Annotated in this window: 17 protein-coding genes and 1 pseudogene; 2 read left to right on the forward strand and 16 right to left on the reverse strand. The window is 59.2% G+C overall.

The genetic code is table 11. The features are described 5' to 3' along the window. Positions 1–96: 96 nt before the first annotated feature. The 10 genes from CFII64_RS19735 to CFII64_RS19780 all read right to left on the reverse strand — a co-directional run bounded on the left by CFII64_RS19735 (position 97) and on the right by CFII64_RS19780 (position 9,403). Entirely contained in the window at positions 97–1,047 is a 951-nt protein-coding gene (locus CFII64_RS19735; protein WP_020292598.1) for a LysR family transcriptional regulator, read from the reverse strand. Positions 1,048–1,203: 156 nt separating this feature from the next. Then, positions 1,204–1,737: an Hsp20/alpha crystallin family protein gene (locus CFII64_RS19740; protein ID WP_020292599.1), complete on the reverse strand. Its 534-nt coding sequence runs from the start codon at positions 1,735–1,737 to the stop codon at positions 1,204–1,206. Between the two features lie 204 nt (positions 1,738–1,941). Continuing rightward, on the reverse strand, positions 1,942–2,265 hold the full coding sequence (locus tag CFII64_RS19745) for a hypothetical protein (RefSeq protein ID WP_020292600.1): 324 nt from the start codon (positions 2,263–2,265) through the stop codon (positions 1,942–1,944). A gap of 556 nt (positions 2,266–2,821) precedes the next feature. After that, positions 2,822–4,777, reverse strand: a complete 1,956-nt coding sequence (locus tag CFII64_RS19750; protein ID WP_020292601.1) for a response regulator — start codon at positions 4,775–4,777, stop codon at positions 2,822–2,824. Beyond that, complete coding sequence (locus tag CFII64_RS19755; RefSeq protein ID WP_020292602.1) at positions 4,767–5,639, reverse strand: sensor histidine kinase KdpD; 873 nt, start codon at positions 5,637–5,639, stop codon at positions 4,767–4,769. The genes CFII64_RS19750 and CFII64_RS19755 overlap by 11 nt, the downstream gene beginning before the upstream one ends. Next, positions 5,632–6,648 carry an ATP-binding protein gene (locus CFII64_RS19760; RefSeq protein ID WP_020292603.1) on the reverse strand — a complete coding sequence of 339 codons (1,017 nt, stop codon included), beginning with the start codon at positions 6,646–6,648 and terminating at the stop codon, positions 5,632–5,634. Before CFII64_RS19760 ends, CFII64_RS19755 begins: the two co-directional genes overlap by 8 nt. Next, positions 6,639–7,043, reverse strand: a complete 405-nt coding sequence (locus CFII64_RS19765) for an anti-sigma regulatory factor (protein ID WP_020292604.1) — start codon at positions 7,041–7,043, stop codon at positions 6,639–6,641. Before CFII64_RS19765 ends, CFII64_RS19760 begins: the two co-directional genes overlap by 10 nt. Further along, positions 7,040–7,402 carry an STAS domain-containing protein gene (locus CFII64_RS19770; protein WP_020292605.1) on the reverse strand — a complete coding sequence of 121 codons (363 nt, stop codon included), beginning with the start codon at positions 7,400–7,402 and terminating at the stop codon, positions 7,040–7,042. Before CFII64_RS19770 ends, CFII64_RS19765 begins: the two co-directional genes overlap by 4 nt. A 4-nt stretch (positions 7,403–7,406) precedes the next feature. Continuing rightward, positions 7,407–8,258: an STAS domain-containing protein gene (locus CFII64_RS19775; RefSeq protein ID WP_020292606.1), complete on the reverse strand. Its 852-nt coding sequence runs from the start codon at positions 8,256–8,258 to the stop codon at positions 7,407–7,409. Between the two features lie 278 nt (positions 8,259–8,536). Next, positions 8,537–9,403, reverse strand: coding sequence for a LysR family transcriptional regulator (locus CFII64_RS19780; protein ID WP_020292607.1), 867 nt, complete (start codon positions 9,401–9,403; stop codon positions 8,537–8,539). A gap of 133 nt (positions 9,404–9,536) precedes the next feature. On the opposite strand from CFII64_RS19780, the gene CFII64_RS19785 reads away from it, so the two are divergent. Continuing rightward, on the forward strand, positions 9,537–10,790 hold the full coding sequence (locus CFII64_RS19785) for a YbfB/YjiJ family MFS transporter (RefSeq protein ID WP_020292608.1): 1,254 nt from the start codon (positions 9,537–9,539) through the stop codon (positions 10,788–10,790). 92 nt (positions 10,791–10,882) lie between these two features. Here the strand turns inward: CFII64_RS19785 and ycaC are convergent. The 5 genes and pseudogenes from ycaC to CFII64_RS19810 form a co-directional block, all read right to left on the reverse strand. After that, a pseudogene (gene ycaC / locus CFII64_RS19790) lies at positions 10,883–11,485 on the reverse strand (isochorismate family cysteine hydrolase YcaC); the annotation flags it as partial. Positions 11,486–11,521: 36 nt separating this feature from the next. Continuing rightward, entirely contained in the window at positions 11,522–13,360 is a 1,839-nt protein-coding gene (locus CFII64_RS19795) for an amidohydrolase (RefSeq protein ID WP_044901575.1), read from the reverse strand. A gap of 145 nt (positions 13,361–13,505) precedes the next feature. Continuing rightward, positions 13,506–14,138 (reverse strand): antibiotic biosynthesis monooxygenase, encoded by a 633-nt coding sequence (locus CFII64_RS19800; protein WP_020292611.1) that lies wholly within the window; start codon positions 14,136–14,138, stop codon positions 13,506–13,508. Further along, positions 14,131–14,547 (reverse strand): DoxX family protein, encoded by a 417-nt coding sequence (locus CFII64_RS19805; protein WP_020292612.1) that lies wholly within the window; start codon positions 14,545–14,547, stop codon positions 14,131–14,133. The genes CFII64_RS19800 and CFII64_RS19805 overlap by 8 nt, the downstream gene beginning before the upstream one ends. 132 nt (positions 14,548–14,679) lie before the next feature. Further along, positions 14,680–15,600, reverse strand: coding sequence for a LysR family transcriptional regulator (locus CFII64_RS19810; protein ID WP_020292613.1), 921 nt, complete (start codon positions 15,598–15,600; stop codon positions 14,680–14,682). Between the two features lie 325 nt (positions 15,601–15,925). On the opposite strand from CFII64_RS19810, the gene CFII64_RS19815 reads away from it, so the two are divergent. Continuing rightward, positions 15,926–17,254: an OprD family porin gene (locus tag CFII64_RS19815; RefSeq protein ID WP_020292614.1), complete on the forward strand. Its 1,329-nt coding sequence runs from the start codon at positions 15,926–15,928 to the stop codon at positions 17,252–17,254. On the opposite strand, the gene CFII64_RS30305 is transcribed toward CFII64_RS19815, so the two are convergent. Then, entirely contained in the window at positions 17,255–17,962 is a 708-nt protein-coding gene (locus CFII64_RS30305; protein WP_020292615.1) for a helix-turn-helix domain-containing protein, read from the reverse strand. It lies immediately after the preceding gene. Between the last annotated feature and the right edge of the window lie 49 nt (positions 17,963–18,011).

Here is an 18,011-nt window from a genome sequence, read left to right on the forward strand (position 1 = left end):
CACACCTTATTCCATCAACTTTAAAAAACGAATATTGATATTCTTAAAAATTATTAACGAGAGGGAAATGCAGGCTCTGCCGATCCACTAACGCGCCTAACCGGCGTAAATGCTCTGCAATAAAGCATCGTGGGTCGCGGGATCATGCATGATCAAGTCGGGCAACAATGCCTTGGCCGAGTCCGCCAACTCGGTTACCAATGCTTGTGCGACATCCGACAGCGGGCTGGCAAATGCGGAAATCAAACCGAAGAAGAAGGGGATGTTGCACTCGATAGGCCGCACTACAACCCCGTCCAGCGGCACGCCGACGGCGGTGAAGGGATCGACCAGCGCGACGCCCAGCCCGACACGCGCCATTTGCATGGCCACCAATGAAGTATTGGTATCAAGCATCAGCGGCTCGCCTCCGCCGTGATCCTGAAACGCCTTGTCGATGCGTCGGCGGAACCGATAAGGATTGGACATGGTGATCAGTGGTTGCCGGGCCAGTACTTCCATGGGCAAGACTTCCAGCTTCGCCAACTCCGAATCAGCCGCCAGCACCGCAACGCAGGGCGACTCGCCAATCCAGTGGATGTCCAGGCCGCGATGTTCCAGCGGCAGGCTCACGGCGCCCAGGTCCATGGTCTTGGAAAGCACCGCCTGCACGACGTTTTCCGGGGACATGCTGTGCAACTGAATCTGTTGCGGGCGTAAATCCTGCGGCAAGCGTGACAATGCCAGCGGCAACAGCCCGGCTGCCAGCGCCGGAATTGCCACCAGCTTGATCTGGCGGTTTTCGTCCAGGGCGATGTGCTGCGCGCGCTGGCGGATATTGCGAATCCCCAGCAAGGCGCTCTCGACATCGGCGTACATCATGAATGCCTTCTGGGTCGGCGTGACCTTCGGGCCGCTGCGCTCGAACAGGGCAAAACCCAACTCCTGTTCAAGCTCCTGAATGACTCGCGTCACCGATGGCTGGGAACGACCGAGCATCTTCCCTGCCGCAGTCACACTGCCCGCCGACATGACGGCCGCAAACGCTTCGAGTTGCCGCAAATCCATACACACGCCTTGAAGATCGAAATGAAGAGTCCGCTCTCCTCCGGGCAACCTGAACGGAACGAGAAACGCCCGCAAAGCCTAACCATAGTTTCGATCAGCGTCGATGCCGTTTGACAGCCGCCGTCCTGCGCCAGGGCTCAAGGGCGCGCGACACGCTCAATCCACGGAAATATTCACCGTGGTTTCAGGCTTCGCTGCCGCAGGCTTCTTGGGCAGTGTGATATTCAGCACGCCTCTGCTGAAATGCGCCTGAATATGCTCGGCATCCACCCCTGTGGGCAGGCTGAAGGTTCTTTCGAAATGCCCATAACGGCGTTCCGTCAAATGATAATTGGCGGATGGGTCCGACTTGTCCTCGGGCTTTTCGCCTTTGATCCGCAGGTTGCCGTCGATGACCTTGACGGTCAGGCTCTGCTCGTCAGCCCCAGGCACTTCAGCGGCGATTTCATAGGCGGTTGCGGTTTCCCGGATATCCACGGCGGGTGCCTGGACGCCGGAAAACTCACCTGACCAGAACGGCTGCACGTCAAACCGGCCGCTGCGGGAAAGGATTGCAGGCAGGCTGTTGAATTCGTTGAGCAGATGGTCGAATTGCTGACGGATGCGGTCCAGCGGATGCCAATTACCGGGACCGGTTGCCGGTTTTTTCTCATCTTCAGGCGTCGGAGTTTTTGGCTCGGAATCATTCATGGCACATGTCCTCCACAGAACAGCTGACGGGGTACGCAAACATTGATTCTAGTACATGGCCATTCGTGGGAGGCGCCAAGAGTGCTAAAGGTAACCGACAGCGCGCGATGACTTAACAGACACCCATAAAAAAAGCTCCCGGATATTCTCCGGGAGCAAGAAGCGAAGCAACTCGTTATTCATCGTTATCGGTATAACTTGTTATCAATAGAGACGATCAACAACACGTACATCGGACTGCTGTTGTGTGGCGATCCATTCATTCTTCAGGGTTTGCAGAACCCGGTTCATGAACACTTTGTCAGCGGCTGCTTTCTTGCCAACGTAGCCGTGGCCGCGACGGTAGGTGCGCAGGCGGGCCCGCATTTCCGGGTGGCTCTGGCCAAATTCGTTTTCCTGGCAAGTCAGCGGATCGACATGAACATCGCCTTCGTTGCTGATCCACAATACATGGCTGTCCAGCGTATCTTTGCGCGCGGCAAACAATTGAGCCAGCTCATCGATAGTAGGTTGTTTGTTCAAATTCATTTGAATGCTCCTTGACCGCTCGTCAACCGGGTTTAATTAGTTAGCTAATACACATGATCAATCGGCCAGTGGATTTGTGTCGCTGCACCTGCATGACATTCAATGTCAGACAACTTGCAGATCCGGCCCATGAATAGATGCGTGTAGCCTTGATAAACACTGCTGCGCAAGAGCACCACAACGAGAGGAGAAGTTGCGAAAAGTCTGATTCAAAAGGCTATTACAGCGCTGACAACTAACAATTGACTGTCAACCACAAGCCTCATGAGGACGTTTCGCCAGCATCTCGAATCCGGTCAGGGATCATGCCAGGTCAGCTTCATCAATCTGCCTTGTGGGCAGCACACATCCGGGAACACCACGACGGCTCGTCGTGCATGTCAGAACACCCTTTTACCGCTCTCCCGATCGGGGAGACAGCTGCATAATGCAAGGCGAAGGGAGAAGCGTCAACACTTATGTAGTGATTTTTTTAGAGCACTACATATTTTTATTCTGACCGCCCGGTCACCGCTCTCCCCGTCTGCCGCGCCGCGCTGCGCTGCCAGTCGTGCCGTCAGAGAGCCGTTGTTGAGCCCTCGAGCATCTTGCGGACTTTCTCCAGCAGCGCGTTCAACTTGAACGGCTTGATGACCATATCCATGCGTTCGCCGAGGAAACGTTGCCGGTTTATTGCGTTTTCCGCGTAACCTGTCATGAACAGCACAGGCAGGTTTTCCCGCCATACCCGCGCGCGTTCGGCCAGTTCCCTGCCGTTCATGTGCGGCAAGCCGACATCGGACAGCAGCAGGTCCACCGACGGATCGTTCTCCAGAATGTTCAGAGCGGTGGCAACGTCTGCGGCCTGGGTGCAACGGTAACCGTTGTCCACCAGCAGCTCGTTGACGAACATCCGTACCGATGCTGTGTCCTCGACGATGAGAATATGCTCCCCGGCACCCGGCTGGACCGGTATCCCGGGTTCCGCCTGTGCCGGCAGCACGTCGATGGCCGCAGGAATCATCAGTGTCACTTCAGTGCCATGTCCGGCAACGCTGCGAATCAGCACATCCCCGCCGGATTGCCTGGCGAAGCCGTAGATGGTTGAAAGCCCGAGCCCGGTCCCTTCACCAATGGGTTTGGTGGTGAAGAACGGGTCGAATACCTTGTCGATCACGCTGTGGTCGATGCCGACCCCGTCATCCTTGACCGACAACGCGATATACGCCCCGTCGGCCACGCGAGGATCGCCTTTGGAGTGCGCGGCAAAGGTCGTGACCCGCACGTTGCCGCCGCCGGGAAGTGCATCCCGCGCGTTGATGACCAGATTGAGGATCGCGCTTTCCAGCTGGCTGGAATCCACCAACGCCACGGCGGATTTGGAGGTCAGGTCCAGGGTCAGCGTAATGCGCTTGCCAATGGTGCGGCTGAGCAGGTCTTCCAGGGAGCGAATGTGCTCGTTGACATCGATGGGCCGGGCATCCAGTGGCTGCTGACGGGCGAACGCCAACAATCGATGCGTCAGGGCCGCGGCACTCATGGCCGAAGCCAGGGCCGCGTCGGCGTAGCGCGCAACCCGTTCCGGGCGGTTTTCAGCGGTGCGTTTCTTGATCAGTTCGATGCCGGTGATGATCCCGGTCAGCAGGTTATTGAAGTCATGGGCGATGCCGCCGGTGAGCTTGCCGATGGCGTCCATTTTCTGTGCCTGCAACAGCTGCGCTTCTGTGCGGGCGCGCTCGGCGACTTCATGGGCCAGCCGGGTGTTGACACTGTCGAGCTGGCGCAGATGCGACTGCTCGCGCTGTCGATGCTCGGTGACATCCTCGACAAATACCAGGCTCAGCTCCGGCGTCCGGTAGGGGGAAATCTGCCACTCGGTTTCACGGACGTCACCCTTGACCGCCATCAGCAGCGTGCCTCTCCAGCGTTCTCCTGCAAGCAGTCCGGCGCGCAGTTGCTGAATGATCTCTTCCTGGCCTGCCGAAAGGGAATCGAGCATCGTGTGCTGGGAAATACTTTTCTGAATCAGCTGGGCGAACGCGTGGTTGCATTCATGCACTTTGAGGTCGGCGTCCATCACCGCAATGGGCGCGGAAATGTTGACGAAGATTTCCCGGAACCGTGCCTCGCTCTCGCGCAGGGCGTATTCGGTGTCGCGCACTCGCAGCAGCGTGCGCAGGGTTGCCAGCAACACATCCCCGTCCACCGGATGCACCAGATAGGCATCGGCACCGGCTTCCAGACCGGTGACGATATCGGCGGTCTGGATTGAGGCTGCCGACACATGCACGACCGGCAATAGCGCCGTGCGCGGCTCAGAGCGCAGCAGGCGCACGATGTCAAAACCGCTCATATCCGGAAGGTTGACGTCGAGAATCAGCGCATCCGGCGCTTCAGAAGCAATCAGCGCCAGGCCTTCATTGCCCGTGCCGGCTTCAAGCACGACAAAGTCGTGCTGCTCCATGCGTCGGCGCAAGGCATAACGGGTCGCAGCGTTGTCATCGACGATCAATAGCCGGATTTCACGCTTCATCGCCAGGCTCTCCGGCAATCGCCAACGGAATGATGACGAAGAAGGTCGAACCAACGCCAGGTTTGCTCTGCACCCCTACCCGTCCGCCCAACAGTTCGGCGAAGCGTTTGCACAGGGACAATCCAAGGCCCGTGCCGCGCCAGCGTTTTTGCAGGGGCGAGTCGATCTGCGAGAAATCTTCGAACAGCTCACCGAGCATTTCTTCAGGAATGCCCACACCGGTATCGCTGACGGCGAAACGCACTTCATTGGCGTTTTCCATGCACGCCGAGACCCGCACCTCACCGCGCTGGGTGAACTTCAGGGAGTTGGAGATAAAGTTACGCAGGATCTGCCCGGCCTTTTTGTCATCGGTGAACAGCCGTGGCAAGCCGATGGGCTCTTCGAAAATCAGGTCCACCGACGACATATTGACGATCGGGCGAAACATCCCGCGCAGGGCGGCAAACAAGTCGAGCATGTCGAACCAGGCCGGGGAAATAGTGATGCGCCCGGCCTCGATCTTGGCCAGATCCAGAAGATCATCGACCATGTCGGACAGCTCACGTGCAGCACTGCTGATAAACGCAACCTGGCGGTGCTGTTCGGTGGCCAGCGGCCCGTCGATTTCATCGGTGAGCAGGCTGGAAATACTCAGGATCGAACCCAGCGGCGTGCGGAACTCGTGACTCATGTAGGACAGGAAACGGCTTTTCAGATCCGATGCCTGACGCAGTTCATCGGCCTGATTGTCGAGTTCGGCATACAGCGCGAGCACGCCTTGATTGGTTTCATCGAGTTCGCTGCGCAAGGCGTCGGCTTCAGCCTGCACGCGCGCCAGCTCAAGGCTGAGATCATTTTGGTCGGCAGGTGACTCAGACATTGGCTGTCTCCAGAGCTATCACTAAAACAGTCACGTCATCACGACCCCGGCAATAATCACGATGCAGCACTGCCGCGATGACCGCCGGATGGCGGAACGCCAACCCCGCATACTCGCGCAGGTCCCAACGTGATTGCAGTCCATCGCTGTACATGATCAACAATTGGCCACCGACCTGAGGGAAATCGAACGCCTGGGCTTTACGAAATTGCAGGCCCACGATGCCTGGATGAGAAGCCAGGCCACGAGGCCTTTCTGCGCCAATCAGGGTGCCGCCAATATTACCTATGCCGACGAACCGCAATGAATCGCCAGCGCCATCAAATTGCGCGACAGCAGCGGCGCCGCCTCGGGTGCCGCGCATGGCGTCGTGCATTTCTTCCAATATGAACGCTGGAGAAGCAAAAGGTTGTCGGACAAATGCATTCTCACCCGCCCGCGCCGCTATCTCGGCGTCTTCGCCATGGCCCAGGCCATCAACCATCAAGACGCTGACCCAGCCCGCCTTGATCGCCAGTGACCAGACATCGCCGCAGGCCGGGTCGTCGTGCAGGGAATGCTGGCTGACGCCGAACCTGACGTCGCTGATCGACTGCCCACGGGGGAAAAACCGCGCCAGGACCACCGAGCCACGCGCATCGGAATGCACATCGAAGACATCCGCCTGACGGGAAATCGCGCCAAGCCCGATGCCTTGGGTGCCGCGGGTGGAAAACCCGTCCGCCAGACAGTCATGCACATCGAACCCGGGGCCACGGTCGACTGCAATCACTTCGATGGCCTGTAAAGAAGGCGTGCGGAAGGTACGCAAGTGCAGCTCACCGCGCGTCGCATGCTTGAGCAGATTGCTCGCCAGTTCGGTGGTCACCAGTGCTGCTCGACCGGCATCGGCCTCACAGAAATCCAGCGCTTGGGCAAGTTGCTGAACCGTACGTCTGGCGTGTCCTACCTGGCTGCTGTCTTCGATCAACAAAACCTGCGTCAGGGTGCTGCGCAGCATCATATCCATCGGGTGATCGTTACCCGTGTGCCAGCGCCGGGCGCTGTATCCAGTTCAAACTCGTCCACCAGACGCTTGGCGCCGGTGAGGCCCAGGCCCATGCCTTTGCCGGAGGTCCAGCCATCGGTCATGGCCAGTTTAAGATCAGCGATGCCGGGGCCTTCGTCGCGGAACGTGATGCGCAAACCAGTGCGCAGATTGTCGTCGAGGATTTGCCAGTCCATATGCCCGCCCCCGCCGTAGACCATGGTGTTGCGGGCGAGTTCACTGACCGCCGTGACCATTTTGGTCAGGTCGATCAGGCGCATCCCGCACTCCTGGGCGAGCTTGCGCGCCGTCTGGCGCGCCAGTACCACATCCTGTTCGATCAGCACGGGTTGAGAACCCTCGCTACGCACGGTCATTGTGCGTGCGCTCGCTCGTGCAGCAGTTTCATCCCTCGCTCCACATTGAGCGCAGTGCTGACGCCGGGCAAGGTCATGCCCAGTTCGACCAGCGTGATCGCTACGGCAGGTTGCATGCCCACCAGCACGGTTTCGGCGTCCATGATTCGCGACAGGCCGGAAATTGTGCCGATCATGCGTCCGACGAACGAATCGACAATGTCCAGCGCCGAGATATCAATGAGCACACCACGCGCTGACGTCTTGCTGATGAGCTCGGAGAGGTCATCCTGCAGGTTCAGGGCGAGTTGATCATGCATATCCACTTGAATCGTGACGAGCAGGTAAGCACCCATTTGCAGAATCGGAATACGTTCCATGGGTCTACACCGCCTTGGTGACGGTCAAACCCAGACGCCGCAGGGCCAGCGCCAGCGCATCGGCGAGATTGGCCTTGGTGACCACGCCTTGCAGGTCCAGGCCCAGGTGCACGATGGTCTGCGCGATTTGTGGACGCACGCCGCTGATGATGCAATCAGCACCCATCAAGCGAATGGCGGTCACTGTTTTCAACAGGTGCTGGGCAACCAGGGTATCAACCGTCGGCACGCCGGTGATGTCGATAATGGCAATCTCGGAACCGGTGTCGACAATGCGCTGCAGCAGCGATTCCATGACCACTTGGGTACGTTGCGAATCCAGGGTGCCGATCATCGGCAATGCCAGCACGCCATCCCACAGTTTCACCACGGGCGTGGACAGCTCGAGCAGTTCTTCCTGCTGGCGCTTGATCACCGCTTCACGGGATTTCTGGAAGGTCCGAATGGTGTGCATGCCCAAGGCATCCAGCAGCTCGGAAATTTCCAGAACCTGCTCGGCCAGCAGCGTCGGGCTGTCTTCGTATTCGCTTTGCAGCATCGCGAACAACGGGCCTTTCAACGAGAAAATGAAGCTGGCGGTCTGCTGCGAATCCTGGCCGCTAAGGGCGCGACTGTGAGAGAGCTTTTCCAGGAACAGGCGAATTTCATCCCAGTCGCTGCCACCCAGCGACTGATGACTGCCCTTCTCGGCCACGGAAATCACCAGGCGCAGAAAGTCATCCGCCTGCAATTTCAGGTCTTCTTCCTTGATGTTGCGAGTTGCGCCGCTCGCTTCCAGGCTGGAAAGCCATTTGGCGGTCAAACCGGACTGGGATTTTTTCAGAGCGTCAACGGTACGCTGTTGCAGTGCTGCCATGTTCTTGAACTCCTGGAACAGTGCGGTCTTCACAGCAGGGCTGGAAGAAAACTAAAATAGTGGCGTTTTGACAAGAAATAGTCGTTGCGCGGAATTCTCTACACATTGCGCCGAATTGCAAGTGTGCGGCGAGCTACAGGCGGCATTCAAAGGCACTCTTAAGATAACTAACGCGGCAGCAAACGCTTTTTTTCAATCCGATTGGATACATTACGCTAAATATCAGCAGCTTGGTCAATTCAGAGAATTAACCCCCCCAGCGCTGGTGCTGGCCCACATTAATTAACGCCGGAAAATCTCTCGGCGATTTTTTCGATCACCGCACGCACCCGGGCGGTATGGCGCAGATCTTCATGGGTCACCAGCCAGACATCATAAGTCGTCAACCGGAAACGCTCGGGCCAGATGCGCGCGAGGCCGTCCATTTCGCCAAGGCAAACCGGTAGCTCGCCAATACCGATCCCCGCCGCAACGGATTTACGCATCATGAACCCTGAATTGACCGTCGCGACCAACCGCCCCTCGGTGATGGGCTCGGAGCACATGGTCGGTGGTTTTCCTGTCTCCATATAAGGCTGATACATGATCAAATCATGCCCGGCAAACCCTGCCGGCGGCTGGCCGCAACGCTCGACGTAGCCCGCCGATGCGAACAGCCCCACCGGCCAGCGGGCAATACAGCGGGCGATCAGATCCGGATTCTCGGGCTTGACGTTGCGAATCGCGATATCAGCTTCACGCTTGGACAGGCTCGCCACTTCAATCGAAGTGTCGAGCCGGACTTTGATGTCCGGATGAATCTGGTGCAGGCTGGCAATGGCCGGGATCACGAAGTCGACGGCAAGGGAATCAGTACTGGTGATGCGCACCTCGCCGGTCAAGCGCTCGTCCAGACCGAGTATCTGCCGTTGCAACTCCAGCGCCGACTGCTCCATTTTCTGTGCTGCTCTTAACGCCGCTTCCCCCGCAACCGTCAGCACATAGCCGTCCGAAGTGCGCAGAAACAAGGTCGTGCCCAAAGCTTTTTCCAGCGCGCCGAGCCGCCGTCCCACCGTGGCCTGATCCACGCCCAGCACCCGCGCCGCCCCACGAAGCGTGGCCTTGCGGCATATAGCCAGAAATATCCGGGTGTCATCCCAGTTCATACGCCGCCTCTCGTGATGCATTTGTGCATCCTAGTCATGAGAATTCACTGCAAGTCTGCATCATTAATCATCGTTACCATGGGCTCAGCCAAGCACTTTCGGTGCTTTCACCAGATTTGCGGGAAACCTACTCATGCTTACGACCACTGATTGCTCTTCTCCCGGGCGTAATAACGTCTGGCTGCACATTCTCGCCGGCCTGTGTGCCAGCCTGGTCAGCATCGGCCTGGCGCGCTTCGCCTACACGCCGCTGATTCCGTCGCTGATCGGTGCGCACTGGTTTTCCGCGTCCGACGTGATCTACCTCAGCGCCGCAAACCTGATCGGCTATCTGATCGGCGCACTCGCCGGGCGTCCTATCGCCGCGCGTCTGTCCAACGGCCATAGCCTGCGACTGATGATGCTGCTGGCAACCGCTTCGTTCTTTGCTTGCGCCTTTCCGCTGTCGATCACCTGGTTCTTCAGTTGGCGCCTGTTGTCCGGCATCGCCGGCGGCGCAATCATGGTGCTGGTGGCGGCGACAGTGATTCCCCACGTCCCTGCCGCGCGTAAAGGCCTGGCCAGCGGCGCGATCTTTCTGGGTGTCGGCCTGGGTATTGCGGGCTCCGGGACGCTGGTGCCCTTTCTGCTGTCGCTGGGCCTGCGTGACGCCTGGATCGGCCTTGGCCTGGTGTCCTTGCTGTTGACCGCTGTCAGCTGGTTCGGCTGGCCTTCGACGAGTGCCACGGCGGCGGTCAATGCGGCTGCGGTACAGAACGCTCAGCCTGGTAAACCAGCGCCACTGGACGCAGCGGTTTATCTGCTGTTCGGCCAATACGCCCTAATGGCCGTAGGCCTGGTGCCAGCCATGGTATTTCTGGTGGATTACGTGACCCGAGGCCAGGGTGCCAGCGCGCACATCGGTGCGTTGATCTGGGTGATGTATGGCGTTGGCGCGATCCTTGGGCCAGTCATTTATGGCTTCCTTGCTGACCATCTCGGGGCGCGGAATTCGATTCGCCTGGTATTGCTGGTCCAGGCCCTTGCCGTCGCCGGGTTGTGCCTGACCCACTCTTATCCGCTGCTGGCGTTGCTGGCGGTGATCATTGGTTCGTTTCCGCCGGGTATCGTCCCGTTGGCCTTGGCCCGTATTCACGAATTGGTGCCGGGTCACGAACAGCAACAAGTTGCCTGGAGCCGCGCAACGGTGTCGTTCGCCACCTTTCAGGCGCTGGCGGGCTACGGTTATTCGGTGGTCTTCAATGGCAATGGCGGGCACCACGTGATGCTGTTTGCCATCGCGGCCGGGGCCATCGCAGTCGCCCTGATTGCAGATATTGGACTGGCGTTGATCAATCGTAAAAGCGCAGCGGCAGAGCAAACACCGAGCCCGGACGCGACTGTGTAGGAGCGAATATATTCGCGAGGTGATATTCCAGGAATACATCTGCGTTGGCACAAAAAAACGGCGCCGCACCCATACTTGGCAGTCAGTGCCGAGTAGCTGTTCATCAGGTTGCGGTAGTTCGGGATGCGTGGCGACAGCAGGTTGGCCAGGCCTTCCATGTCGTTGCGCCAGTCGACTTGCAGCTCGCAAGCGACCGAGAACCAGTTGACCAGTTGAGCGCCAGCGGCGGTCATGCGTGCCCACGAGGCTTGCTGCACGGTTTCATTGAAGGTGCCGGAAGCATCCGTCACGACGAATACTTCGAACCCTTCAGCCAAAGCCGACAATGTCGGGAAGGTCACGCAGACGTCAGTCACAACACCCGCGATGATCAGTTGCTTGCGGCCAGTGGCTTTCACCGCCTTGACGAAATCTTCGTTGTCCCAGGCATTGATCTGACCTGGACGCGGGATGTACGGCGCGTCCGGGAACAGTTCCTTGAGTTCTGGAACCATCGGGCCGTTCGGACCGCTTTCAAAACTGGTGGTGAGGATGGTCGGCAGTTTGAAGAACTTGGCGACGTCGGCGAGGGCCAACACGTTGTTCTTGAACTCGTTAGGCTGGAAATCCTGAACCAGAGAGATCAGGCCCGTCTGGTGGTCGACCAGCAAAACAACTGCGTCGTCTTTGTTGAGGCGCTTGTAGGGGGTGCTCATGGTTGACTCCTTTGAGATTTACGGGTTTTCGGGTAATCAGAATGCGAAACACGAACAGCCGAATGCGCCCCAGAAACCCTGGAAGTCGCTGACCGGTACGCTCGACATACGAGCGCGTTCGTGGCTGTGGGCGTGCACGGTGCATGGCCCCGCGCACTGGTGAACCTGGGCCAGCATCGGCGAGTTCTGGCGCCAGTGGCCGGGGACTTTGACCACCGGCGACCAATCGGGCAGCACAGGTACGCTGGGCGGTGCGAGTTTTTCGAAATCGCCGCTGCCGTACACCACCTTGCCGTCTACCACGGTCAGCACCGACTCGATCCACTTGATGGATTCCTCGTCGACGCTGAAATAGTCCGCCGACAAAGCCACCAGATCGGCGAGTTGGCCGACTTTGATCATGCCTTTCTTGCCCTGCTCGGACGAAAACCAGGCGCTGCCGTGGGTGAAGAGTTCCAGGGCGATGTCCCGGGACAGACCTTCCGGATACAGCTCCAGCCCGCCAACCGTACGGCCGCTGACCATCCAGTACAGGGAAGTCCACGGGTTGTAGCTCGACACCCGAGTCGCGTCGGTGCCCGCGCCGACGGGTACGCCTTCGGCCAGCATGCGTTTGATCGGTGGCGTGTATTCGGCAGCCTTGGCCCCGTAACGCTCGACAAAATATTCGCCCTGGAAGGCCATCCGGTCCTGAATCGCGATACCGCCGCCCAAGGCCCGCACGCGCTCGATGTTTTTCGGCGTGATGGTTTCGCAGTGGTCAAAAAACCATGGCAGACCGTTGAACGGGATGTCGCGATTGACCTTCTCGAATACGTCGAGCATGCGCGTGATGGATTCGTCGTAAGTGGCGTGCAGGCGGAACGGCCAGCGATGCTCCACCAGATGGCGCACCACAGGTTCCAGGTCCTGCTCCATGCCGGCTGGCAGATCCGGCCGAGGCTCAAGGAAGTCTTCGAAGTCGGCTGCGGAGAAGGCGAGCATTTCCCCGGCGCCGTTATGGCGCAGGAAATCGTCGCCCTGATGCAGCTGAACGGTGCTGGTCCAGTTCTTGAAGTCGGTCAGTTCTTCTTTCGGCTTCTGGGTGAACAGGTTGTAGGCGATACGTACGGTCAGCTGTTTTTCTTTAGCGAGCTCTTCGATGACGGCGTAGTCATCCGGGTAGTTCTGGAAACCGCCGCCGGCATCAATGGCGCTGGTCACGCCCAGGCGATTGAGTTCGCGCATGAACTGACGCGTGGAGTTGACCTGGTATTCCAGCGGCAGCTTCGGCCCTTTCGCCAGGGTCGAGTACAGAATCATCGCGTTAGGCTTGGCCACCAGCATGCCGGTTGGATCGCCGTTGGAGTCGCGGACGATCTCGCCACCCGGCGGGTTCGGCGTGTTGCGGGTGTAACCGGCGACACGCAGTGCGGCACGGTTGAGCAAGGCGCGGTCATACAGGTGCAGCACAAATACCGGTGTATCCGGCGCGGCCTGGTTGAGCTCTTCCAGGGTTGGCATGCGTTTTTCGGCGAACTGGAATTCGTTCCAGCCGCCCACCACGCGCACCCATTGCGGCGTAGGCGTGCGATCAGCCTGATCCTTGAGCATGCGCAAGGCATCGGCCAGCGACGGCACGCCTTCCCAACGCAGTTCGAGATTGTAATTCAGACCGCCACGGATCAGGTGCAAGTGAGAGTCGTTGAGGCCGGGGATCACCGTGCGTTTTTGCAGATCGATCACCTGCGTCGCGCTGCCGCGCAGCGCCATCACTTCAGCTTCGCTGCCCACGGCGACGAAACGGCCGCCGCTGATGGCGACCGCACTGGCAGTCGGCTTTTCACGGTCGACGGTATGGAATTGTCCGTTGTACAGAATCAGCTCGACGTTCATAGCGGTTCCTTCGACAGAGGATTGAGAAGCGCCGGCATAACCGGCAAAAGGCAAAGAGGGAAACAGTGCGGCGGCGGCACTGAGCAGCGTGCCCTTGGCGACGAAGCGGCGTCGCTCCAGATCGGTTTTGTCGTCACTCATGGCGTTACTCCACGGGTTTGCTTTCCGGCGCAGCATTCAGCCATGGCGCAAACAGGCGCGTTGCTGCGGGCATCAGGAGGTAGACCACCAGCAGGACGATGGTCACGGTGACCAGTGCGGTGCTCACCACGTAATTGGCGAGAAACGGACTCAAGGTAAAAACCGGGTGCCAGATCAACGGAATCAGCAGGGTCAGCGGGCAGATCACCAGGAACGTCACGCACGCCTGCTTCCAGCGCGGCGGCGGCGATTTAGACGATTCCGTGGCCGGTGTGAACCAGAATTCGTTGTGCGGATTGACCTCGATCTGGTCGCCGTCGGCGAGCAACGGCTGGGCTTCTGCCACCAACCGGCTGCGTTCCGCGGAATCGAGCCAGCTCTGCATGGCGTCAGTGGAGTGAAAACGCAGCACGCAGGTAAACAGTTGCAGACCATCAGCCTTGCTGCGGATGACATCCACGCCGAGGTGACCCGGATAGCTGCCGGCAATCGATACGATGCGCCGCAGCCAGGCTTCATAATCAGCCTCCAGCCCGGCCTTGATCCGGTGCTTGATGACCAGGGTGACCACTTCGTTGAACACTGGCTGGCTGACCACAGCCGCCTCGGCGCTGAAGAGTGAAGGTGCATCAGACATAACGTAACGCTCCGCTAAAACGTGCGTTGAGGGCCAGCCGTCCCGGCCCGGCCATAAACACAGTAGTAAAGATGATCAGCAGCAGCCAGCCGAACTGCCCTTCTTCCAGACTCCATTGCGGATGGACGACCAGCAAGGCCACCAGCAGCACGACGATGATGGGCAGGCACGACAGGCGCACGAACAGACCGGCGGCGATGAAAATCGGGCACACCACTTCGGCGAAGATCGCCAGGATCAAGGTCAGGCTTGCGCCCATGTGGAAGGGATCTTCGATAAGCGACAGCTGCGCCTGGAAGTTGAGCAGCTTGGGCAGCCCGTGAACGATCAAGAGGAAAACGGCGGCGCTGATCCGCAGAAACAGCAGGCCGAGGTCCTGAGCGTTGTTTTCCAGCGTCGAATTAGTCATGGCGCCACCAGCAAGTTAAGGAATGGCCAGAGCACGCTGCGCGTGTCCTGGCCAACTCTGAATTTGATAGTGCCCAGCGGGGTGCGGCAAAAATTGAATGGTTGTGCTTTCTTTGCCGATCAGCGTTGACGGCTAGGGCGCGACGTCCAGCGCCTGGGACATGAACTGGCTGATCCGCGCGCGCAACCAGCGTTCGGCCGGATCGTTATCGTGAACCCCGCTCCAGACCATCGACAGCTCGGCTTCGTTGATCGGAAACGGCGGATCGTCAGCGCGCAAGGCGCAGCCTTCAACCAGCGCACAGGCCGCGTAGTCGGGCACGGTGGCGATCAGTTCGGTGCCCGCCAGCAATGCCCGCAGCCCGTTGAACTGCGGGACCGCCAACACCACCTTGCGCGCCCGCCCGACCTTGGCCAGATCCAGATCGATGTTGCCGCTCAAGTCGCCCGAGAACGACACCATCGCATGGGGCCGCGCGCAATATTCGTCGAGGGTCAAAGGCCCGGGCCGGGCGTCGCCACGCAGAACCTTGCAGCCGATATCGCGCAGTTTCTTGCGCTTGGCATTGGCGGGCAGGTCCGTGGTGTAGCTGACGCCCACCGAGATTTCCCCGGATGCCAACAAGGCTGGCAGCAATAAATAGTTGGCGCGTCGCACGACAACAATGATGCCCGGCGCTTCCTCGCGCAGCTGCGTCAATAGCGGCGGCAGCAAACCAAACTCGGCGTCATCGGACAATCCGATACGGAACACGTCGGTGCTGGTAGACGGGTCGAAATCCTTGGCCCGGCTGACGGCTCCGGAAATGGTGTCCAGTGCCGGCTGGATTTCCTTGAGGATGTCCAGGGCCCGCGCGGTCGGTTCCATGCCCCGGCCATTGCGCAACAGCAGCGGATCATCGAACAGATCCCTCAGCCGCGCCAACGCCGCGCTCACCGCCGGCTGCCCCATGAACAGCTTTTCCGCGACCCGGGTCAGGTTGCGCTCGAACATCAAGGCTTCAAAGATCACCAGCAAGTTGAGGTCGACACGGCGCAGGTCGTTGCGATTCATGAGTGGGGTCCAGAACGAAGAAAATGAAAAGGCAGCCGGGCTTATCTGCTGCTCAAGTAAGCACTGTAGATGGGGGCCTGCCTTGTATGGATGTGCTTTTGATTCGCAAAAATACACCGTGATCTGTAGGACCGGCTTTAGCCGGGAGAGCGTCCTCCCGGCTAAAGCCGGTCCTACAGAATGATGTGGCGAGCCTTCAGCTCTAGCACCCGCAGACAATTTTGCGCACAGCCCGTCAATTCATGCCAGCCCGTTCCTGTCAGATTGACCCGCGCTTGCCGGACATTCGGTTCAGCGTAGTCGCTTCACTCAAAAGGGCATGAATATGCGCAACCGATTTACCCTGCTGACTTCCGTGGCGCTGCTGGCGTCGGGTCAGGCCTTGGCTGTCCATGCCGAAGAGCCACATGGCTTTGTTGAGGATTCGACCCTCAATCTGTTATCGCGAAACTTCTTCCTGCACAACGATTACCGCACCGGACATGAGCAGAAGAACTACAAGCAGGAGTGGGCACAAGGCTTTATTGCCAATCTCAAATCCGGCTTTACCCAGGGCGAGATTGGCGTTGGCATTGATGCCCACGGGTTTTATGGTTTGAAGCTGGACAGCGGCCGCGGGCGTTCCGGCACCGGGTTGCTGCCACTGGACAGCCAGGGCCGCGCCGAAGATGACTATTCCAGCGCGGGCGCTGCGCTCAAGCTCAAGTATTCGCAAACCACGTTGAAGTTCGGCGAAATGGAAGTCGAAACACCAGTTTTCGATACCGCCGACAAGCGCTTGCAACCGGAGTACGCCACCGGATTCTTCCTCGACAGCCAGGAAATCCAGGGCGTAAGGCTGGTGGCCGGGCACTTCACGGCATTCAAGAATCAGGACGCCTCGACCACTCACGGCGACTTCGCCGGTTACGGCGCAAGCACGCGCGACGCCAGCATCAGCCTGGCCGGGATCGAACTCTCGGGCGATGGTCCTCTGGGAGGTTCGCTGTATGCCTCGCAACTCTCGGACACCTGGCGGCAGTACTACGCCAACCTGCACTTTAACCGACAGCTGTCCGCAGACAGCTCGGTGCTGCTGGACAGTAATCTGTACCGAACGCTGGACACCGGCAACGCCGACGCCGACGCCGGCTCGATCAACAATACAGCGTACAGTTTGTCGGCCAAATATCGGCTGGGCAGTCAGGCGCTGACCCTCGGTTATCAGAAGATTGACGGCGACACGCCATTCGATTTCGTCGGCGGCGATTCGATTTATCTGGCCAACTCGATCAAATATGCCGACTTCAACGGCGCGCATGAGCAGTCTTATCAGGTTCGCTACGACCTGAACTTCGCAACGCTCGGTGTCCCGGGCCTCAAGTTCATGACCCGCTATGTGACCGGTCGGCAGATCGACGGGACCAAGGCCCAGCAAAGCGGCGCCTATAATCCGTTCGACACTGACATTGACCGTTACGTGCCGATTCAGGGCAAGGGCGGCCGCCATTGGGAACGCGATATCGACCTGAAATACGTGGTGCAATCGGGCCCCGCCAAAGACCTGTCGCTGGATATTTCCCATGTATCCCACCGAGGCAATACCGCTCAGGCGGGCGACGATATCGATCGGTTGTATCTGGTGGTTGAATACCCGCTGGACCTGCTCAAGTAATCAACTGGCGCGACGGCTGGCGACCGGCAGTGACCGGCGCCAGCTGAATGGGGTCAGGCCGATTACGCGGGTGAACACCCGGGTGAAGTGCGATTGATCGGCAAAGCCACAATCCAGGCTGATCCGGGAAATGGTCAGTTGCGTTTCAGTGAGCAGGTGCTTGGCCTTGTCCAGGCGCATCTGCAAGAACCAGTCGCGAGGCGAGACGCCGGTATTCTTCTTGAAAGCCCGGGAGAAATGACTGCGCGACAAGGAGCACTCGCCGGCGATCTGGGCGATGGACAGGCCGCGATCCATATGGCTGGCCATCATTTCCTTGGCGCGCCGCTCCTGCCAGGGCGACAAGGCTATTTTTTCGCAGGGCGCTTTTTCGGTTTGAAGTGCCTCGCAAGGCGCGGGCTTTTCAAAGTGCGTGGACAGATGCGAACACAGCACCAGCATGGCCCGATCCACTGAGTCTTCAACCTCCCCCTGCCGATTGCGCAGCGCTGGCAATAACGAGCAGATCAATTGATAAGCCAGTGGCTCAATGCCGGAGGCAGTCGGCTCAAGCAAGCTGATGGGCCGGTCGTCCGCCGCGTTGCGCGACCACGACTTGATCAACTCATCGAGGGCAGACGAAAGCCCGGCCAGCGTTGGCGGCGACGGGGCCTGGGCGGCTACGGAGGATTCGATCTGGCGTAAGGGCGATGGGCTGACGGTATTCATTTCAGACTCTCCTGAGCAAAAGGGGTTGGTCAGGTTCCGAGTCTGTAGT

Origin of the sequence: Pseudomonas sp. CFII64 (assembly GCF_000416235.1) — a bacterium.
Classification (GTDB): domain Bacteria; phylum Pseudomonadota; class Gammaproteobacteria; order Pseudomonadales; family Pseudomonadaceae; genus Aquipseudomonas.

What these genes read in the sequence shown, in the direction of transcription:
- CFII64_RS19735 (WP_020292598.1), bottom strand. Translation starts at nt 1,047, where the DNA reads ATGGATTTGCGGCAACTCGAAGCGTTTGCGGCCGTCATGTCGGCGGGC.
- CFII64_RS19740 (WP_020292599.1), bottom strand. Translation starts at nt 1,737, where the DNA reads ATGAATGATTCCGAGCCAAAAACTCCGACGCCTGAAGATGAGAAAAAA.
- CFII64_RS19745 (WP_020292600.1), bottom strand. Translation starts at nt 2,265, where the DNA reads ATGAATTTGAACAAACAACCTACTATCGATGAGCTGGCTCAATTGTTT.
- CFII64_RS19750 (WP_020292601.1), bottom strand. Translation starts at nt 4,777, where the DNA reads ATGAAGCGTGAAATCCGGCTATTGATCGTCGATGACAACGCTGCGACC.
- CFII64_RS19755 (WP_020292602.1), bottom strand. Translation starts at nt 5,639, where the DNA reads ATGTCTGAGTCACCTGCCGACCAAAATGATCTCAGCCTTGAGCTGGCG.
- CFII64_RS19760 (WP_020292603.1), bottom strand. Translation starts at nt 6,648, where the DNA reads ATGGATATGATGCTGCGCAGCACCCTGACGCAGGTTTTGTTGATCGAA.
- CFII64_RS19765 (WP_020292604.1), bottom strand. Translation starts at nt 7,043, where the DNA reads ATGACCGTGCGTAGCGAGGGTTCTCAACCCGTGCTGATCGAACAGGAT.
- CFII64_RS19770 (WP_020292605.1), bottom strand. Translation starts at nt 7,402, where the DNA reads ATGGAACGTATTCCGATTCTGCAAATGGGTGCTTACCTGCTCGTCACG.
- CFII64_RS19775 (WP_020292606.1), bottom strand. Translation starts at nt 8,258, where the DNA reads ATGGCAGCACTGCAACAGCGTACCGTTGACGCTCTGAAAAAATCCCAG.
- CFII64_RS19780 (WP_020292607.1), bottom strand. Translation starts at nt 9,403, where the DNA reads ATGAACTGGGATGACACCCGGATATTTCTGGCTATATGCCGCAAGGCC.
- CFII64_RS19785 (WP_020292608.1), top strand. Translation starts at nt 9,537, where the DNA reads ATGCTTACGACCACTGATTGCTCTTCTCCCGGGCGTAATAACGTCTGG.
- CFII64_RS19795 (WP_044901575.1), bottom strand. Translation starts at nt 13,360, where the DNA reads ATGAACGTCGAGCTGATTCTGTACAACGGACAATTCCATACCGTCGAC.
- CFII64_RS19800 (WP_020292611.1), bottom strand. Translation starts at nt 14,138, where the DNA reads ATGTCTGATGCACCTTCACTCTTCAGCGCCGAGGCGGCTGTGGTCAGC.
- CFII64_RS19805 (WP_020292612.1), bottom strand. Translation starts at nt 14,547, where the DNA reads ATGACTAATTCGACGCTGGAAAACAACGCTCAGGACCTCGGCCTGCTG.
- CFII64_RS19810 (WP_020292613.1), bottom strand. Translation starts at nt 15,600, where the DNA reads ATGAATCGCAACGACCTGCGCCGTGTCGACCTCAACTTGCTGGTGATC.
- CFII64_RS19815 (WP_020292614.1), top strand. Translation starts at nt 15,926, where the DNA reads ATGCGCAACCGATTTACCCTGCTGACTTCCGTGGCGCTGCTGGCGTCG.
- CFII64_RS30305 (WP_020292615.1), bottom strand. Translation starts at nt 17,962, where the DNA reads ATGAATACCGTCAGCCCATCGCCCTTACGCCAGATCGAATCCTCCGTA.